Origin of the sequence: Trinickia sp. NRRL B-1857, assembly GCF_050470685.1 — a bacterium.
Taxonomy (GTDB): domain Bacteria; phylum Pseudomonadota; class Gammaproteobacteria; order Burkholderiales; family Burkholderiaceae; genus Trinickia.
Genome location: NZ_JBFLUK010000001.1, coordinates 1,542,612 through 1,560,141, shown reverse-complemented (window position 1 = coordinate 1,560,141; position 17,530 = coordinate 1,542,612). Strand labels below are relative to the sequence as shown.

Genomic DNA, 17,530 nt, shown 5'->3' with positions numbered 1-17,530 from the left:
GGCGCCCACTTCTTCTAGCGTCTCCTGAACACGGACATTATTCTCGATGGATCAACAAGACGATCTGTTCGCACCGGCCGCCGCGCCCGACGGCGAGTCGCTGACGCTCGGCCATTATGCCGAGCGCGCTTATCTGGACTACGCGGTGAGCGTGGTCAAGGGCCGTGCGCTGCCCGACGTTTGCGACGGACAAAAGCCCGTGCAACGCCGCATTCTGTTCGCGATGAACGAAATGGGCCTGGCTGCCGATGCGAAGCCGGTCAAGTCGGCCCGCGTCGTGGGCGACGTGCTCGGTAAGTACCATCCGCACGGCGATCAATCGGCGTACGACGCGCTGGTTCGCTTGGCGCAAGATTTTTCGATGCGCTATCCGCTGATCGACGGCCAAGGCAACTTCGGTTCGCGCGACGGAGACGGCGCGGCGGCGATGCGTTACACCGAAGCGCGCTTAACGCCGATCGCAAAGCTGCTGCTCGACGAAATCGGGGAAGGCACCGTCGATTTCGCGCCGAACTACGATGGCTCATTCCAAGAGCCGAAGCTTTTGCCGGCTCGTCTGCCGTTCCTGCTGCTTAACGGCGCATCGGGCATCGCGGTCGGTTTGGCGACCGAGATTCCTTCGCACAATCTGCGCGAGGTGGCTGCGGCGGCGGTGGCGATGATTCGTCATCCGAAGATTTCGCATGCGGAGCTCATGGAGCTCTTGCCCGGTCCCGATTTTCCGGGCGGCGGTCAGATCATTTCGAGCGCAACCGAAATCGCGGCCGCCTACGAGACGGGCCGCGGCAGCTTGAAGGTGCGCGCGCGCTGGAAGATCGAGGACCTCGCGCGCGGCCAGTGGCAACTCGTCGTCACCGAGCTGCCGCCCAATACGTCGGGTCAGAAGGTGCTCGAGGAAATCGAGGAGCTGACGAATCCGAAGATCAAGCTCGGCAAGAAGTCGCTGACGCCCGAGCAACTGCAAACGAAGCAGACGATGCTGGCGCTGCTCGATGCGGTGCGCGACGAATCGGGCAAGGATGCGCCGGTGCGCCTCGTGTTCGAGCCGAAGTCGAGCCGCCTCGAGCAAACCGAGTTCATCAATGCCTTGCTCGCGCATACGAGCTTGGAATCGAACGCCGCGTTGAATCTCGTCATGATCGGCGGGGATGGGCGGCCACGGCAAAAGGGCATCACCGAAATCCTGCAAGAGTGGATCGGATTCCGCTTCGCGACGGTCACGCGCCGTACGCGCCATCGGCTGACGAAGGTCGACGATCGCATCCACATCCTCGAAGGCCGGATGATCGTCTACCTGAACATCGACGAGGTCATCCGCATCATCCGCGAGTCGGACGAGCCGAAGGCGGCGTTGATGAGCGCATTCGGTCTGAGCGAGCGGCAAGCCGACGACATTCTCGACATCCGGCTGCGCCAATTGGCCCGGCTCGAGAAGATCAAGATCGAGAAGGAACTCGAGGCGCTGCGCGAAGAGAAGGCCAAGCTCGAAGAGCTGCTGGCGAACGAGTCGTCGATGAAGCGCTTGATCATCAAGGAGATCGAGGGCGACGCGAAGCAATACGGCGACGAACGGCGCACGCTGATTCAGCAAGAGAAGCGCGCGATGCTCGAGGCGCGCGTGATCGACGAGCCGGTGACGGTCGTCGTCTCGCAACGCGGGTGGGTGCGTGCGCTCAAGGGCCATGGGCTCGATGCCGCCGGCTTTACGTTCAAGGACGGCGATAGCCTTTACGCGGCATTCCAATGCCGTACGCCCGATACGCTGATCGCGTGGGGCAGCAAGGGGCGCGTGTACTCGGTTGCCGTGGCGATGCTGCCGGGCGGGCGCGGCGACGGCGCGCCTGTTACGTCGTTCATCGACCTCGAAGCGGGCACGCATCTCATGCACTACTACGCGGCGAGTGCGGACCAGCCGCTCTTGCTCGCGTCGAGCAACGGGTATGGCTTCATTGCACGCGTCGGCGATATGGTCAGTCGCGTCAAGGCGGGTAAGGCGTTCATGACGATCGACGAAGGCGCGCAGCCGCTGGCGCCGATGCCCGTGGTGCCGCAGGCGAGCCAAGTCGCTTGCTTGTCCAGCGGGGGGCGTCTCGCCGTATTCGGGCTCGACGAAATGAAGTCGCTCGCGGGCGGTGGGCGCGGCATCATCTTGATGGGGCTGGACGACGGTGAAAAGCTTCTGCAAGCATTGGCGATCGCGCCTGCCGGGGTCGTGCTGTTGGGCACCGGCCGCGGCGGTAAGCCGCAAGAGGAAAGGCTTGCGGGCGCGGCGCTCGCACCGCACGTCGGTAAGCGTGCCCGCCGCGGTCGCGCACCCGATACGCGGCTGAAGATTACCGCGTTGCGGCCCGCACTCGATTGACTTGTCGGCGTGTCCGATGCTCATGCATGGCGGTTCGCCCCGGCATGAGCATCGCAGATTGGAACGAACGTTCTTGGAGAATCTCATGTCCTTGTCGATCGCGATCGACGTTGCGCTCTTCGCGCATATAGCCGCCGTCGCGGTTTGGGTGGGCGGCATGGTGTTCGCGCATTTTTGTTTGCGTCCCGCTTTGGCCGATGTCTCGCCGCAGTTGCGCTTGCCGCTGATCGAGGCGGTGTTCGGACGGTTCTTCAATTGGATCGGCGCCGCCGTGATCGCGATCTTGATCTCGGGTGGCTTTCTGATGTCGCGCTTCGGCGGCGCGCAGGCGCCGTGGCAGATCAATCTGATGGCCGCGTTGGGTGTCGTGATGATGATGATCTTCGGACACGTCCGCTTCGCCGTCTTCCCTCGCATCCGCCGCGCCGTACAGGCGCAACGCTGGCCGGACGGGGCGCGCGCCGTCGATACGATGCGCCGGCTCGTGCTCGTCAATCTCGTCCTCGGCGTGGCGACGATCGTCGCGGCCGTGCTCTCGCGCGGGTTTTGAGCGGGTTTCGAGCAGCGAGTGACGGTTGCGTGCGCAACCATTACGGTTGATTGCAGGCAGACTATTTGCAAGGGTATTGCACGATACTTGAGGCTTTACGAGTAAGCCGCCGATGATTCCCTCCGATCCCGCAAGCGGCGCGTCCGACGACTATGCGAGGCCGCTTCCTCGCATCACGCCGGCGGAGCTCTTGCGCACCTTTGGCGAAATGAGCCTTTACGGCTTCGGCGGTGTCATGCCTTGGGCGCGGCGCATGCTGGTCGACCGGCGCCGTTGGCTCGACGACCGGGAATTCGCCGAGCTGCTCGCGATCGGGCAGATTCTCCCGGGTCCCAACATTTGCAATATGGCGGTGATCGTCGGCTATCGCGCTTGCGGTGCACGCGGGGCATTGGCCGCGGCCGTCGGTTTGCTCGGCGCGCCGTTCGTCATCGTGCTTATGCTCGGCGCGCTTTACCATCGCTTCGGCGCGTTGCCCGCCGTTCAAGGCGCGCTGCACGGCATGATGGCTGTGGCGGCCGGACTCGTCCTCATGACGGGTATCAAGCTCGCCCAAAGCCAGCCTCGCACGCTACGCGGGCTTATCTTCGGTTTGCTGTCGCTCACCGCCGTCGGTATCGTGCGATTGCCGCTCGGTTGGGCGATGCTCGTGTTGATCCCCTCGGCGCTCTGGGTCGAGTGGAGGGCGCGGCGATGATTCTCCTCGAGTTGGCTTGGCGTTTCGCGCTCGTATCGGCGATCGCGTTCGGCGGGGCGACGGCCGTGCTGCCGGAAATGCATCGCTTTCTCGTCGAGCAAAATCATTGGATCGACGATACGACGTTCGCGGCGCTGTTCGCGATTTCTCAAGCGTCGCCCGGTCCCAATGTGCTGTTCGTCGCGCTCTTCGGTTGGCAGGCGGCGGGCCTTGCGGGAGCGGCCGTTTCGACACTGGCGATGTGCGGGCCGTCTTCCGTTTTCGCGCTCGTATTCGAGCATTACACGGGGGCGCACCGCGATGCGCGCTGGATGATCGTGTTCCGGCGGGCGCTCGCCCCCGTGACGATCGGCTTGCTCATGGCCACGGGCGCCATCCTCGCTCGAGGCGCCGACCATTCCGTGCCGACGATCGCTTTGACGATCGCAACGATTGCCGTAGGGTTGCGCACGAAACTCAATCCGCTTTGGCTGATCGCGGCAGGCGCCTTGATCGGTGTGCTCGGTTACGCGTAGCACGTGCCGGCACCGCGCTCGGGTTCATGCGTAGCCGAGCGCTCGCGCCAGCCCGTAGATGGCAGCCACGATGGCATAGACGGCATACACAGGTAGCTTGAGACGCACGAGGCAGACGAACGCGAAAACGGACGTCACGAGTTCGGCGGGTTCGCGAGGGAGATGTTCGGCGATGTGAACGACGGCGGTGAGCAAGAAGGCCGTTGTCGATGCGCGCAGCACGCGCATGCCGTGTTCGAACCGCGCGTTTTCCTCGAGTCGATGCAAGTGGCGGCGCGCGAATACGATGAGGATCGCCGACGGTACGAACAGCGAGCAGGTGGCCGCGACCGCGCCGGCCCAGCCGTGCACGAGATAGCCGAGGAACGGAACGACGTTCAGCAGCGGGCCGGGCGAGATCGGCGAGAGCGCAAATGCGAGCGTGAATTCGCGAGCGGTGACGCCGACCGCCGGCGTTTCGAACAGCGCTTTGAGTACCGGTAACGCGGAGAATCCGCCGCCGAACAACGTCATGCCGGCGCCGGCCAGGCGCGGCCAGATGAGGGGCCCAGCATACTGCGGCGGCAATGGTGCCGCGAATAGCGCGATCAAGGCGAGCACCACGAGCGCGATGAGCTTGTCGGCCAGCCCCAGCGAAATCCGCAGTTTGCCGCCGCGGGCGGGGCTCGCGAACCAGCCGGCGGCGAACGAGCCTGCGAGCAACAAGACAAACGATGCGGTGCCGTGGATCGTCAGCAGGACGACGCAGGCGAGGGCGGCCGCGCCCCATTCGATCGGTTCGTGCACAAGGACTCGGGTCTGCCGGTACCAGGTGATGCCGATGAGCACGGCGAGTACGGCGGCGAAATGGTCGATGAGACCGGGCGTGGCGAGCGCATGGATGAACGACGCATGGTAGAACGTCGCCAAGGTCGTCATCGTGCAAAAGAACGGCAGGACGGCGGCGATGCCGGCCACGCACGCACCGAGGCGCCCGCGCAGCGCATAACCGACCTGCACGGCCACGTTGTAGCCCACGGCGCCCGGGGTCATCCAGGCGAGCGCGACGAAATCGGAAAATTGGACTTGGGTGAAGCGGCGCTCGCGCGCCACGTAATGCATTTCGAGTTGTGCCATCAGCGCGAGCCCGCCCCACGAGAGCGCCGAAAGCGCGCAGACGACGCGAAATAGCGCCCATAGCGGCTCGGGCCCGGTATCGGGCGCGTGCGCGACATACGCCTCTCGCTCAGCGGCAGGGGCGGTGCGCGGCGCTCGCGAAGCGCGTCTCCTGCGCGTGCTGGCATCGCCCATCGATCGGTCCTTCCGTTCGCTCCAGCACCGACCGCATGGGGGCCGATGCGCTTATGCCGATTGTTTGCTCGTGTTCTTCTGGTTTTTGCCGTACGACCCGAACGGCTCGTGCATGTCGCAGACGCCGAAGCGTTCGAGAAGCGCGGGAATGCCTTCCGCGGGCACCGGGCGCGAGAACAAAAAGCCTTGCGCCTGAATGTTGCCGAGCGCGGAAAGCCATGCGATCTGCTCCTCGGTTTCCGTGCCTTCGACGACGACGGTCAATCCGAGCGAGCGCGCCAGATTGACGATTGCCGACACCATCACGCATACGCTGCGGTCGGCCGGGATGGCTTGAACGAACGAGCGGTCGACCTTGAGCGTGTCGACCGAAAAGCGGTTCAAGTACGACAGCGACGAATAGCCGGTACCGAAATCGTCGAGTGCGATGCCGACGCCGAGCCGCTTCAGCGCCACGATTTTTTCCGAGACGAGTTCGGGGTACTCCATCATCGCCGTCTCGGTAATCTCGAGCTCGAGCCGATGAGCGGCGATGCCGGTTTCCTCGATCGCGCGCGAGATCGTTTCGTACAAATCGCCGCGCCAGAACTGGACTGCCGAGATGTTGACGGCGAGCGAAAGCGTTTCGAAGCCGTCGCGCTGCCATGCGGCGAGTTGGCGACAGGCCGTTTCGATGACGAAATCGCCGATCGGCACGATGAGCCCTGTCGACTCGGCCACGGGGATGAACTCGCTCGCCGAGATGACGCCTTGTTGCGGATGGTTCCAGCGCGCGAGCGCTTCGAAACCGGTGATGCAGCGGCGCGCCAGATCGATCTTCGGCTGGTAGACGAGGAACAGTTGGTTCTCGGCTAGCGCCACGCGCAACTGCTGTTCCCATTGCATCAGGTGATCGGCGCGATGCGATAGGTGCGGCGAATAAAACTGGTAGCAGTTCTTGCCGGCGTCCTTGGCGCTATACATCGCGAGATCGGCCTTCTTGAGCAGGTCGATTTCGCTCTCGCTGCCGACCGAGTAGAGGGCGATGCCGATGCTGGCATGCAAGACGAACGAGGTGCCGCGTACGTCGAACGGATGCTCGAAGATTTCGCGGACGTTCTCCGCGAGTTGCACGGCCTGGCGTTCGACGTCGCCGCCCTTGAGCACCACGACGAACTCATCCCCGCCGATGCGAGAGAGGACACCTGCCGCGCCGACCGCATCGGACAAGCGCGAGGCGGTCATCTGCAAGACGATGTCGCCGGCGTTGTGCCCGAGCGTGTCGTTGACGGTCTTGAAATTGTCGAGATCGATGAACAAGATGGCGAGCCGCCCGACGTTGGCCGGATCGCCCACGTCTTGCCGCAGGCTTTGCATGGTCGCGTAGCGATTGCGCAGGCCCGTGAGCAAGTCGTACTCGACGAGGTGCGTCATTTCGCGCTCGCGTCCGAGCAGTTTGCCGATGAGGCCCGTTGCGACGGCGAAAAAACCGAGCATCGCAAGCGAGATGAAGCCCGCCATCAACAGGTAGACGTTGCGCGTATGGTGGTAGTCGGCGAACTCCTCGGCCTGCGATAGGCCGACGAGCACGCCCATCTGATAGCCGTCGATATGCCGGTACGAGACGATCCGTTTGACGTGGTCGATCGGATCGGTCAGCGTGCCCGAGACATGCTCGGAGATCGGATAGGTGCCGCTCGCGGAAAACGCGCCGGCCGGATCGCGCGCGACGCCGGTGCGGCGCGCGAGGACCGCGCCGTTATCGGAGATGACGGCGATGACGCCGTCCTTGCCGATCGCCGCGTTGTTATAGAAGTCGCTCGTGAAGTAGCTCGGGTCCTCGGAGACCACGACGACGCCCGCGAAGGAGCCATCGAGATGGTTCAGGCGGCGGGTCATCTGCAACGTCCACTGATGCGAGACGCGGCCGAGTACGGGTTTGCTGATATAGAGCTGATCGTCGTTCTCGTGCTCGTGCACTTTGAAGTGCTCTCGATCGGAGAGGTCGATCGGCGCCGGGTTGGGTTCGGCCGTGCTCGAGATCAAGATGCCGTGCTCGTTGATGATCGATACTTGGACAAGCGTATCGCTTTGCACGACGCCTTTCTCGACCGTGCTGGCGAGGTCGAAACGATCGGGGCTCTTCTCGTATTCGTACTTGACGAAGCGCGTGATCTGGTCGACTTGGTGGATGGCTTTGACGGTGTGCTGCTCGAGCGCGGCGGACAGGATCGCGGCCGAGGCCGTCGCTTCCCGGTAGGTCGAGTCGCGCTCGACCGATAGCCGCGCGGAGATCACCGTCCAGAGCAGCGCAAGCACGAGTATGCCCAACACCGGGATCGCGATCAGGGCGCGACGGCGTGAGCCCGCGGCGTTGGATCGCGTGCGGGTGTCTCTCGTGGAATGAAGCCGGGCGAAATTCATCGGGGCAGTGAGTGATTGGGAAGGCTTCGAATACCGCAGACGTTCCTCATCGAGGATATTACTGAATGGATAAAAATTAAGATAGCGTCCGTTTATCGGGTAAACGTTCGTCGCACCGGGCACGATTTCGGCAATGGTATTCCCATTTCGCGCCGCCTGACGTCGCGAACGCACTGCGCAAGGGCATTCGACGGTCTGAGGCGGCCCGCGAGCGGCGTCATCGGGCCGCATACGCAGGCTCGATAGACCGATCGGCTATTTCGTTTAGTGGAAGAAAAAAAGGGGAAAGGGCGATGTGAACCGCCCTTCGGAGAACAGTCGCCTATGCGGCTCAGGCTATGCGGAATGTCCCGTCGACGATCGTCGTCGAACGGCCGCCAACCCAGATGCCGCCGTTCTCGGCGTATTCGACCGTCACGCGTCCTTCGCGGCCGATGGCGGTGCCTTGGCGAACCGTGTAGCGCCTACCGGGGCGGCGGTCGCGTGCCGCGAAAAGGCCGGCGAGGCCTGCGTTGGCGCTGCCGGTCACCGGGTCTTCATATATTGCATAGTCGCTGTCGATGACGATGCAGCGCACCTCAAGCGTCGCAGGACCGTCCGGCGCATGCCACGCGTAGAAAGCGAGCCCGGTCATGCCCAGTTTCTGCACAATGCGCGACACCTTGAGCGGGTCGAAGCCGATCGATAAGCAGGTACTCGGCGAATCGACGCCGACCGCGAGCCACGGCGTTCCGTTGTCGAGACAGCACGGCTCGATGTCGCCGAAATCGATCTCATCGTTGCCGAGTGCGGCCGCGAGCGCGCGCCGATCCTCGGGACCGAGCGGCTCGATCCGAGCGGGCGGCGCCGCGAATGACATCGAGCCGTCATCGTGCAGCGCGATCTCGACGAGCCCGACGCCGCATTGCTGAACGAGCCGGCCCGGTTGCCGGGGGCGATATCCGCTCTCGAGCAGCGCATGCGCGGTGCCGAGGGTCGGATGGCCGGCGAACGGCAACTCGTAGGCGATCGTAAAGATCCGCACCCGGTAATCGGCGCCGGGTTCGGTCGGTGCGCAGATGAACGTCGTTTCCGAGAGGTTCGTCCAACGCGCGATCGCCTGCATTTGCTCGTCGGTGAGGCCGTCGGCATCGAAGACGACGGCCAATGGGTTGCCCTTGAACGGCACCGCCGAGAACACGTCGACCTGCTTGAAGCGGACTTGGCGTGCGCTCATCGATGCGCTCCGAATTACGCGAGTTCGGCGATCAGCTCGATTTCGACGCACGAGCCGGTCGGGATTTGCGCGACACCGAATGCGGAGCGCGCATGTTTGCCTGCATCGCCGAACACTTCGCCGAACAGCTCCGACGCCCCGTTCGTCACGAGATGCTGCTCGGTGTATTCGAGCGTCGAATTCACGAGGCTCATCACTTTCACGATGCGCTTGACGCGGTTCAGGTCGCCCGTATGCGCATGCAGCGTTGCGATCAAATCGATGGCGACCGAGCGGGCCGCAACCTTGCCTTCGTCCGTCGTCATGTTCGCGCCGAGCTTGCCGACCCAGGGCTTGCCGTCCTTCTTGGCGGTATGGCCCGAGACGAACAGCGTATTGCCCGTTTGCACGGCCATGACGTAAGCGGCGGCCGGTGTGGCCGAGGCGGGCAGTTCGATGCCCATTTCCTTGAGCTTGTCGTAGACGTTTTGGTTTGCCATGGCGGTTCCTCGATTAGGACGGTGAAAGAGAGCGATTCAGTGAAGCGTCGCGCGATCGGCCCATGTCCCGCCCCGGCGGAGCGAGGTAAGGGCATGGGCCGCAAGCGGTTGAATGCGAGTTAGTGAGTCAGCGAGTTACATACGCTCGCGGATCAGCTTGGCCAAACGCGCGATGCCCTCGTCGATGCGCGCCGGCGGCACGGTGACGAAGGACAGGCGCAGCGCGCTGTGATCTGCGTCGTTCGCATAGAACGGCGCGCCCGGCACGAACGCGACGTTCTCGGCGATGGCGGCTTCGAGCAGTTTCATCGTGTCGATCTGCCCCGGCAAACTCGCCCAAATGAACATGCCGCCTTCGGGGCGGTTCCAGCTCACGCCTTCGGGCATATGGCGCTCGAGTGCCGAGAGCATCGCCTCGCACTGATCGCGATAGAGGGCGCGGATCGTCGGCACATGTTCGTCGAGGAAGCCGTCTTTGATCACTTCGTAGACGATGCGTTGCGTGAAGCTCGGCGTATGCAGGTCGGTGGCTTGCTTGGCCTGCACGAGTTTGAAGTGCAGCTCCTCGGGGGCGATGATGTAGCCCAGGCGCAGACCCGGCGCGAGCACCTTGGAGAAGGAGCCGCAGTGCACGATGTGATCGGGCGCCATCGAGAGCAGCGTCGGCAGCGGTGCGCCGGCGTAGTCCAGCGCGCCGTAAGGATCGTCCTCGATGACGGGGAACGGACTTGTACGGGCGAACTCGGCCAGGGCGCGGCGGCGCTCGAGCGGCAGACGGCGTCCGGTCGGGTTTTGGAAATTCGGCTGAGCGTACAGCAGTCGCGCCCCTTGCGTCAGCGCCGGCGTCAAGCCTTCGGGGATCAAGCCGTTCTCGTCGGTCGGCACTTGCACGTAGCGCGGCTCGTACATCGAGAACGATTGCAGCGCGCCCAGATAAGTCGGCGTTTCCACGAGCACCGGGCTCTCGGGATCGATCAGCACCTTGCCGAGCAGATCGAGCGCCTGCTGCGATCCCGTGACGATGAGCACCTGGCTCGGACGGATCATGACGCCGTCCTTCGAATAGCGCGCGGCCACCCATTCGCGCAGCGGCGCATAGCCTTCGGTTGCGCTGTATTGGAAAGCGGCGGCCGGGGCGTCGCGCGTCACGCGATCGCACGCCTCGCGCAAGCGCTCGACCGGAAACGTGACCGGCGAGGGCAGGCCGCCCGCGAACGAGATAACTTCGGGGCGTTCGGTGACTTTCAGGATCTCGCGGATGGCGGAGCTCGTGAGTTTGCGTGCGCGCTCGGATATGCGCCAGTTCGTGTGCGGCAGATCGCTGTGATCCATGAAACGTCTCCTTAGTCCTCGATGGTGGTTGAGTTGGGTTCCGTCGTCGATACCGAAACACGGGTAATGTTTCGAGACGAGAAGCGCGATTATCGCGCGAGTCGTCCCGTTGCGGGTGTCCCGGATGCGGTTGTCGTCGCGACCGTCCGTACGGCCGCCCGACGGCCGAGCATCACGGTGGCAATGACGGCGGCGGCGAACAGCCACGTCGACGGCGCGACCGTTTCGCCGAAAAAGAGCGAGGCGAATGCGATCGTGAAGAATATCTGTAATAGCTGCACTTGTCCCACCCGCGCGGTTCCACCCATGGCCAGTCCCGCGTACCACGCGAAAAATCCTATGAATTGCGAGAACAGCGTGACGTAGCCGAATGCGAACCACGTCCGCAGCGCGAGAGGCGCCGGGTGGGCCAAGTGCTGTTGCCAACCCAGCCAACTGACGGGGATCAGCAGAAACGGGGCAGCAAGCACGAGCGCCCAACAGATCACTTGCCAGCCACCCAATTCACGAGCGATGCGGGCGCCTTCCGCATAGCCGAGTGCGCCCACCGCGACGGCGGCAAGCATGAACAGGTCGCCCGCTTGGAGCGCGCCGCCGCCTGCGTGCAGAGCATAAGCGATGACAAGAGCGCTGCCGATCGCCGCGCTCGCCCAGAATGCCGGAGACGGGCGCTCGCGCGAGAGCCAAGCCGCATAGATTGCCACAAAAAGGGGTTGTAGCCCGTTGACGAGCGCGCCGTGCGACGCGGGGACCGTCTTCATGGCCCAGGCCGATAGCACGGGAAAAGCGACGATCACGCCGAGCGCCGTGACCGCCAGGCCCTTGAGTTGGGCGCGGTTGGGCAGCCGTTCGCGCCGCCACGCCAGCAGCGCGGCGGCGGGCACGGCCGCGGCGAGCGCGCGCCCCAGACCGTTGAGTACTGGATTCACTTCCTGCACGACGACGTGTGTCATCGGCAGTGTCAAGCTGAAGATGATGACGCCCAGCAAACCGAGCAACATCCCTTGGGTTTCACGCGAATTCGTCATCGAAAGGCTCTCTGAATCGTCGAAAAAGGCGGTGTGCGCACGTTTTACGCAAGGGTCCGCACACCGGCCGGCGTCTCGATTTCGGCCGTGAGTCCCGCCTGGCCGTCCTCGGCGGCCTCCAACTCGACGAGATGGGCCGCGCCGAGCCATTCGAGTTGCGCGCGCAATGCGTCCGCGCGCGGATGACGAGCTTTTAGGGTTTTGAGCGCCAAGCCGTTTTCGGGCAGGCGCGCGCTGGGATGGGCGACGGTGTCCCACTGGATCAAGGTCGGCACGATGCCGTCGCCGTCGCCTTGCCAGGCCGGGAAGCCGCCGTCGGCCGGTACCGTCAGCCGCCAAGTCAGATCGCCTCGCGCCATCGGCATGACGCTCGGGATACGCGCGGGGTATTGCGTTTGCCAGCGGCCGAGATCCTTCGGGCGCGGCACGCGGGCGACCCAGTGCGCCAGATAGGGTCCGTGCTCGAGCCGCGCGTGCGTGGCGGGATCGTCGAGCGCGAACCACCGGGCTCGGGCCGGCGATGCCGAGTCTGCCGCGCCGGTGCGCTCGCGCTGCGGGTCCGGATCGATCGCGATAATTTCCAGATAAGCGCCACCCCACAAGCCGAGCAGTTGGTTGTGCGTGCCCATGGCGGCATGTTTGCCGCCGGGGACGGGTTCGACGCCGAGCGTATCGGCGATAAAGCGCGCGCCTTCTTCGAGTGTACGGGCAGCGACGACGAGGTGATCGAGTTCGAGCGCGGAGGCGTTTTTCATTGCAAAGACGGGGTTGAGCGGCGGCGTAAGACCGGTCTATTCGGACAATGACCGTGCCGAGTCCGGCTGAGTGGGTATACCGATCACTTTAATCGGCATGGCCAGCACAGTAACTGTACAATCGCAACGATACTTCTCTGTACAGTTCCTCGACGCCATGTCTACCGCTCTGGATCAAATCCCTGCTCCGCATGAGGCTTCGTCGCTGACGCTGGTCGAGCAGCTCGTTCAATGGGCGAGGCGCCGGATCGAGGAGCGGGTGTTCCGGCCCGGTATGCGGATGCCGTCGATTCGCAAGCTCGCTCAAGACAAGGGTGTCTCCCGGTTCACTGTCGTCGAAGCCTATGAACGGCTTGTCGCGCAGGGCTATCTCGAATCGAGGCGGGGCTCGGGATTCTACGTCCGCGAGCGCGCCTCGAACGGGCCTGGCGAGCGCGGTTTGGCACCGGGGCGGCAGGAGGTTCCCGCGACGGGCGAGAACGCGTCGCCGCGGCCCATCGACGTCGTTTGGCTCGTGCGCAATACGCTGAAGGCGGGGCCGCCCGAGAAAGGCCCGGGCCTCGGGTACTTGCCGAGCCATTGGCTCGACGGCGAACTCATGGCGTCGGCCCTTCGCGCGCTCGCTCGGCAGAACGCGGCGCAATGGCTCGGAACCGGTTCTGCGCAAGGGTTTCTGCCGCTTCGGCAGCAACTGCAAACCCGGCTCGAGGAGTTGGAGATCGGCGCCTCGCCGGAGCAGATCGTGCTGACCTCCGGTATCACGCAGGCGATCGATCTGATCGCGCGTCTATACATAGAGCCGGGCGACGCCGTGATCGTGGGCGATCCGTCGTGGTTTCAAATGTTCGGCCGATTCGTCGCGCAAGGCGCCCGGCTCGTCGGCATGCCGTACACGCCGGCCGGTCCCGATTTGGACGCGCTCGAGGAGCAGGTCAAGACCTGGCGCCCGAAAATGCTCGTCATCAACTCGGTTCTCCATAACCCGACGGGCACCTCGTTGTCTCCGGCGCAAGCGTTTCGTATTTTGCGCTTGGCCGAGGAGTACGATTTCGTCGTGGTGGAAGACGACATCTACGGCGATCTTTCCCCCCCGGGCCAACCAGTTACTCGCCTGGCGACGCTCGATCAGCTAGGCCGCGTCATCTATTTGGGCAGCTTCTCGAAGACGCTGACGGCGAACCTGCGCGTGGGGTTCATTGCCTGTGCGCCCGAGGTGGCGCAGGCCATTGCCGATCAGAAGATCCTAGTCGGGATGACGACGCCCGAGCTCAACGAGCGCCTGCTCTACAAAATCTTGACCGAGGGGCACTACCGGCGGTACGTCGAGCGGTTGCGTGCGCGGCTCGAGCCCGTGCGCGAACAGTGCGGCCGGATGCTCGAGCAGGCCGGCTTCTCGCTTTTTTCGATGCCGACCGCCGGCATGTTTCTTTGGGCCGATGCAGGCGTGGACGCCGACGCGTTCGCCGCCGCGGGCCAGGAGGCCGGCTTCTTGCTGGCCCCGGGTAGCTTGTTCTCGCCGCACCAATCGTCCACGACTTGGATGCGGTTCAACGTCGCAAATTGCGGCGATCCGGCGCTGCCCGGCTTTCTGGCCGATTACATCGAAGCGCGCCACCGCGTCCCGCGGCTCTTGAAAGGTTAGCGGGACGCCCCCAATTAAGGGGCCGCTCACGCGTCGCGACCGCTCGCCCGGGCCGCGGGCGGCGCGCGAATCGTCGTTTTCCGTCATTTACGAACCGTAACCGTACGCAAAGGAACTTGAGACCATGGCACAAGAAACCATGAGCTTTCAGGCAGAGGTCAAGCAGCTTCTGCAATTGATGATCCATTCGCTCTACAGCAACAAGGAAATCTTCCTGCGCGAGTTGATCTCGAATGCTTCGGATGCCGCGGACAAGCTTCGCTTCGAAGCGATCGCCGATAGCGCGCTGTACGAAAGCGATCCGAACTTGCGCATCCGCGTGGCGTTCGACAAAGAGGCGCGCACGATCACGATCGACGACAACGGCATCGGCATGAGCCGAGACGAAGCCGTCTCGCATCTGGGCACGATCGCGCGTTCGGGCACGAAGGAGTTCTTCTCGAAACTGTCGGGCGACCAGCAAAAGGATGCGGCGCTGATCGGTCAGTTCGGCGTGGGCTTTTACTCCGGCTTTATCGTCGCCGACAAGATCACCGTGGAAACGCGCCGCGCCGGGTTGCCGGCGCAAGACGGCGTGCGCTGGATCAGCGCGGGCGAGGGCGACTTTTCGGTCGAAACGATCGAGCGCGCGCAGCGCGGCACGACGATTACGCTGCATCTGCGCCCTGAGGAAGACGAGTTGCTTTCGTCGTATCGTCTCAAGTCGATCATTCGCAAGTATTCGGACCACGTCGCATTGCCGATTCTCATGAAGAAGGAAGAGTGGGACGCGGAGAAGGGCGAGACCGTCGTCAAGGACGAGGACGAGACGATCAATCAGGCCAGCGCGCTCTGGACGCGGCCGAAGAGCGAGATCGAAGACGAACAGTACAAGCAGTTTTATCACCACCTGGCGCACGACGAGCAAGATCCGCTGGCGTGGACGCACAACCGCGTCGAAGGCCGCAGCGAGTACACGCAGCTGCTTTACGTGCCTGCTCATGCGCCGTTCGATATGTGGAACCGCGACCATCGCAGCGGCCTGAAGCTGTACGTGAAGCGCGTGTTCATCATGGACGACGCGGAGCAACTGCTGCCGCCTTACCTGCGGTTCGTGAAAGGTGTCGTCGATTCGGCCGATCTGCCGCTGAACGTGTCGCGTGAAATTTTGCAGGAGAGCCGCGACGTCAAGGCGATCCGCGAAGGCGTGACCAAGCGCGTGTTGTCGATGCTGGAAGAAATGGCCAACGCCGAGACCGAAGAAGGCAAGGCCAAGTACGCGACGTTCTGGAAGGAATTCGGTCAGGCGTTCAAGGAAGGCCTCGGCGAAGACTTCGCAAACCGGGAGCGGATCGGCAAGCTCGTGCGCTTCGCGTCGACCCATACCGATTCCGCCGACCAGACGGTGTCGTTGGCCGACTACGTCGCTCGGATGAAACCGGAACAGACGAAGATCTACTACGTCACGGCCGATACCTGGCAGGCGGCGAAGAACAGCCCGCATCTCGAAGTGTTCCGCAAGAAGGGAATCGAAGTGCTGCTGTTGACCGATCGCGTCGACGAGTGGGGGCTGGCCTACTTCACTGAATTCGACGGCAAGCCGCTCGCGAGCGTGGCACGCGGCGACCTCGATCTCGATGCGTTCGACGACGAAGAGAAGAAGGCGCACGAGGCGATCGGCGAAACGATGAAGCCGCTCGTCGAAAAGATGAAGGACGTGCTCAAGGATAAGGCGAAGGACGTGCGTTTGACGTTCCGCCTCACCGATTCGCCTTCGTGTCTGGTGGCCGATGACGGCGAGATGACCGGGTATTTGCAGCGCATGCTGAAGGCCGCGGGTCAAAAGACGCCGGAGTTCCATCCGATTCTCGAGATCAACCCTGAGCATGCGCTCGTGAAGGCGTTGAGTCCCGAGCATGGCGATTTCGCCGATTGGTGCAATCTCCTGTTCGATCAGGCCGTGTTGGCCGAGGGCGGCACGCTCGACGATCCGGCAAGCTTCGTGAAGCGCACCAACGCGCTCTTGCTGGCGCGCTGATGCACGCCGCGCATTTGCGCTACGACGCCGCCGGCCGCGCTTGGCGCGCGGCGCGGCGGCCGCTTTCGACGTTCGATCAAAACGATTGGCTCACGCGCGGCGGGTCGCTCACCGCGCATCTGCGCGCGCTCGGTAACGTGCGTGTACGCGTCACGCGCGAGGCGGTCGATCGCGCCTGGCCCGACGAATGTGCGGCGCTGCGCGTGGAGTCGCGCACGCGCGTGTGGGTGCGTGAAGTCGTGCTCGAGGTGGACGGCGTGCCGTTTGTCGCCGCGCATAGCATCGCCCCGCTCGCGGCGAGCCGAGGCGTTTGGCAGGCGATGCGCCGGCTGCGGACGCGCCCGCTTGCCGAGTTGCTTTATGCGGATAGCACCGTGGCGCGTTCGGTGTTGGTCGGCACGCGCCTTGCGCCGAGGCATCCGCTTGCCGTGTTGGCGCGGCGCGAGATCGCGGGGCGTGCGCCGCGAACGTTGCTCGCGCGACGATCGGTGTTCGTGCGGCACGGTGCGCCGCTCATGGTGACCGAATGTATGCTGCCGGCGCTATGGGCGCATCTCGATGGCCGCCGAGCCGGCGACACAGGCGGCAATGCGCTAGCCTCCGCTCATCCTCATCTTCCTCATGATCGCGGCGGACGCCCGGCGCGGCCTTCGCACGCGGGTCACGCATCGAGCCGTGTGACGGAGCGGGCGACGCGCGCTAGCTCATCGTGACGTTCAAGCATTCGTTCGCGCCCGTCGTGAACGAGCATACTCGCGTGCTCGTGCTCGGCAGCTTGCCGGGAGAAGCCTCGCTCGCTCAAAGCCAGTACTACGCGCACCCGCAAAATCGGTTTTGGCATTTGGTTGGGGATGTGATCGATGTAGCGCTGCCGGGGATGGCGTACGAGGCGCGGTTGCAAACGCTGCTCGATCATCGCGTGGGGTTGTGGGACGTGATTGCGAAAGCCAAGCGGGAAGGTAGCCTCGATAGCCGCATTCGCGATCATGCGACGAACGATCTTGCAGCGCTGGTGGCTGCCTTGCCGAATCTCGCTGCGGTAGCGTTCAACGGAGGCACAGCGGCGAAGATTGGCATGCAGCTATTGGCCGAAAGCCGGATGTCGCTCGATCTCATCAAGCTGCCGTCGAGCAGCCCAGCTTATGCGGCCGTGCCTTATGCCGAGAAATTAAGGGCGTGGGACGCGTTGCGCAAGTGGGTGGCGGTGCAGCATCGCTGAATTCCGAATCGTGGCGCCAGTCAGG

The 17,530-nt window shown here is 63.9% G+C and carries 14 protein-coding genes and 2 pseudogenes; 9 read left to right on the top strand and 7 right to left on the bottom strand.

Translation table 11 applies throughout. The features are described from left to right. Positions 1-46: 46 nt before the first annotated feature. From parC to AB1286_RS06840, 4 genes are all read left to right on the top strand, one after another. Positions 47-2,362, top strand: a complete 2,316-nt coding sequence (gene parC, locus AB1286_RS06855) for a DNA topoisomerase IV subunit A (RefSeq protein WP_430362547.1) — start codon at positions 47-49, stop codon at positions 2,360-2,362. Between the two features lie 91 nt (positions 2,363-2,453). Next, entirely contained in the window at positions 2,454-2,912 is a 459-nt protein-coding gene (locus AB1286_RS06850; protein WP_430365010.1) for a CopD family protein, read from the top strand. Positions 2,913-3,024: 112 nt separating this feature from the next. Further along, positions 3,025-3,609, top strand: coding sequence for a chromate transporter (locus AB1286_RS06845; RefSeq protein ID WP_430362546.1), 585 nt, complete (start codon positions 3,025-3,027; stop codon positions 3,607-3,609). Next, positions 3,606-4,124, top strand: coding sequence for a chromate transporter (locus AB1286_RS06840; protein WP_430362545.1), 519 nt, complete (start codon positions 3,606-3,608; stop codon positions 4,122-4,124). The genes AB1286_RS06845 and AB1286_RS06840 overlap by 4 nt, the downstream gene beginning before the upstream one ends. A gap of 24 nt (positions 4,125-4,148) precedes the next feature. On the opposite strand, the gene AB1286_RS06835 is transcribed toward AB1286_RS06840, so the two are convergent. The 7 genes from AB1286_RS06835 to AB1286_RS06805 form a co-directional block, all read right to left on the bottom strand. Further along, positions 4,149-5,414, bottom strand: a complete 1,266-nt coding sequence (locus AB1286_RS06835) for a chromate transporter (RefSeq protein ID WP_430362544.1) — start codon at positions 5,412-5,414, stop codon at positions 4,149-4,151. A gap of 51 nt (positions 5,415-5,465) precedes the next feature. Continuing rightward, entirely contained in the window at positions 5,466-7,817 is a 2,352-nt protein-coding gene (locus AB1286_RS06830) for a bifunctional diguanylate cyclase/phosphodiesterase (protein WP_430362543.1), read from the bottom strand. A 331-nt stretch (positions 7,818-8,148) separates the two neighbouring features. Continuing rightward, entirely contained in the window at positions 8,149-9,033 is an 885-nt protein-coding gene (locus AB1286_RS06825; protein WP_430362542.1) for a PhzF family phenazine biosynthesis protein, read from the bottom strand. 14 nt (positions 9,034-9,047) lie between these two features. Further along, entirely contained in the window at positions 9,048-9,512 is a 465-nt protein-coding gene (locus tag AB1286_RS06820; RefSeq protein ID WP_430362541.1) for a RidA family protein, read from the bottom strand. A gap of 135 nt (positions 9,513-9,647) precedes the next feature. Further along, positions 9,648-10,844: a PLP-dependent aminotransferase family protein gene (locus AB1286_RS06815; RefSeq protein ID WP_430362540.1), complete on the bottom strand. Its 1,197-nt coding sequence runs from the start codon at positions 10,842-10,844 to the stop codon at positions 9,648-9,650. Between the two features lie 89 nt (positions 10,845-10,933). Beyond that, complete coding sequence (locus tag AB1286_RS06810) at positions 10,934-11,872, bottom strand: DMT family transporter (RefSeq protein WP_430362539.1); 939 nt, start codon at positions 11,870-11,872, stop codon at positions 10,934-10,936. Positions 11,873-11,916: 44 nt separating this feature from the next. Next, complete coding sequence (locus AB1286_RS06805) at positions 11,917-12,627, bottom strand: VOC family protein (RefSeq protein WP_430362538.1); 711 nt, start codon at positions 12,625-12,627, stop codon at positions 11,917-11,919. A 157-nt stretch (positions 12,628-12,784) separates the two neighbouring features. Here AB1286_RS06805 and AB1286_RS06800 point away from each other — a divergent pair. From AB1286_RS06800 to AB1286_RS06780, 5 genes and pseudogenes are all read left to right on the top strand, one after another. Continuing rightward, positions 12,785-13,054 (top strand): annotated as a pseudogene (locus tag AB1286_RS06800) (GntR family transcriptional regulator); the annotation flags it as partial. A 66-nt stretch (positions 13,055-13,120) separates the two neighbouring features. After that, positions 13,121-14,269, top strand: a pseudogene (locus AB1286_RS06795) (PLP-dependent aminotransferase family protein); the annotation flags it as partial. A gap of 124 nt (positions 14,270-14,393) precedes the next feature. Beyond that, positions 14,394-16,286, top strand: coding sequence for a molecular chaperone HtpG (gene htpG / locus AB1286_RS06790; RefSeq protein WP_430362537.1), 1,893 nt, complete (start codon positions 14,394-14,396; stop codon positions 16,284-16,286). Further along, positions 16,286-16,999: a chorismate--pyruvate lyase family protein gene (locus AB1286_RS06785; RefSeq protein ID WP_430362536.1), complete on the top strand. Its 714-nt coding sequence runs from the start codon at positions 16,286-16,288 to the stop codon at positions 16,997-16,999. The genes htpG and AB1286_RS06785 overlap by 1 nt, the downstream gene beginning before the upstream one ends. Beyond that, positions 16,996-17,505, top strand: coding sequence for a DNA-deoxyinosine glycosylase (locus AB1286_RS06780; protein ID WP_430362535.1), 510 nt, complete (start codon positions 16,996-16,998; stop codon positions 17,503-17,505). Before AB1286_RS06785 ends, AB1286_RS06780 begins: the two co-directional genes overlap by 4 nt. The last annotated feature ends 25 nt before the right edge of the window (positions 17,506-17,530 follow it).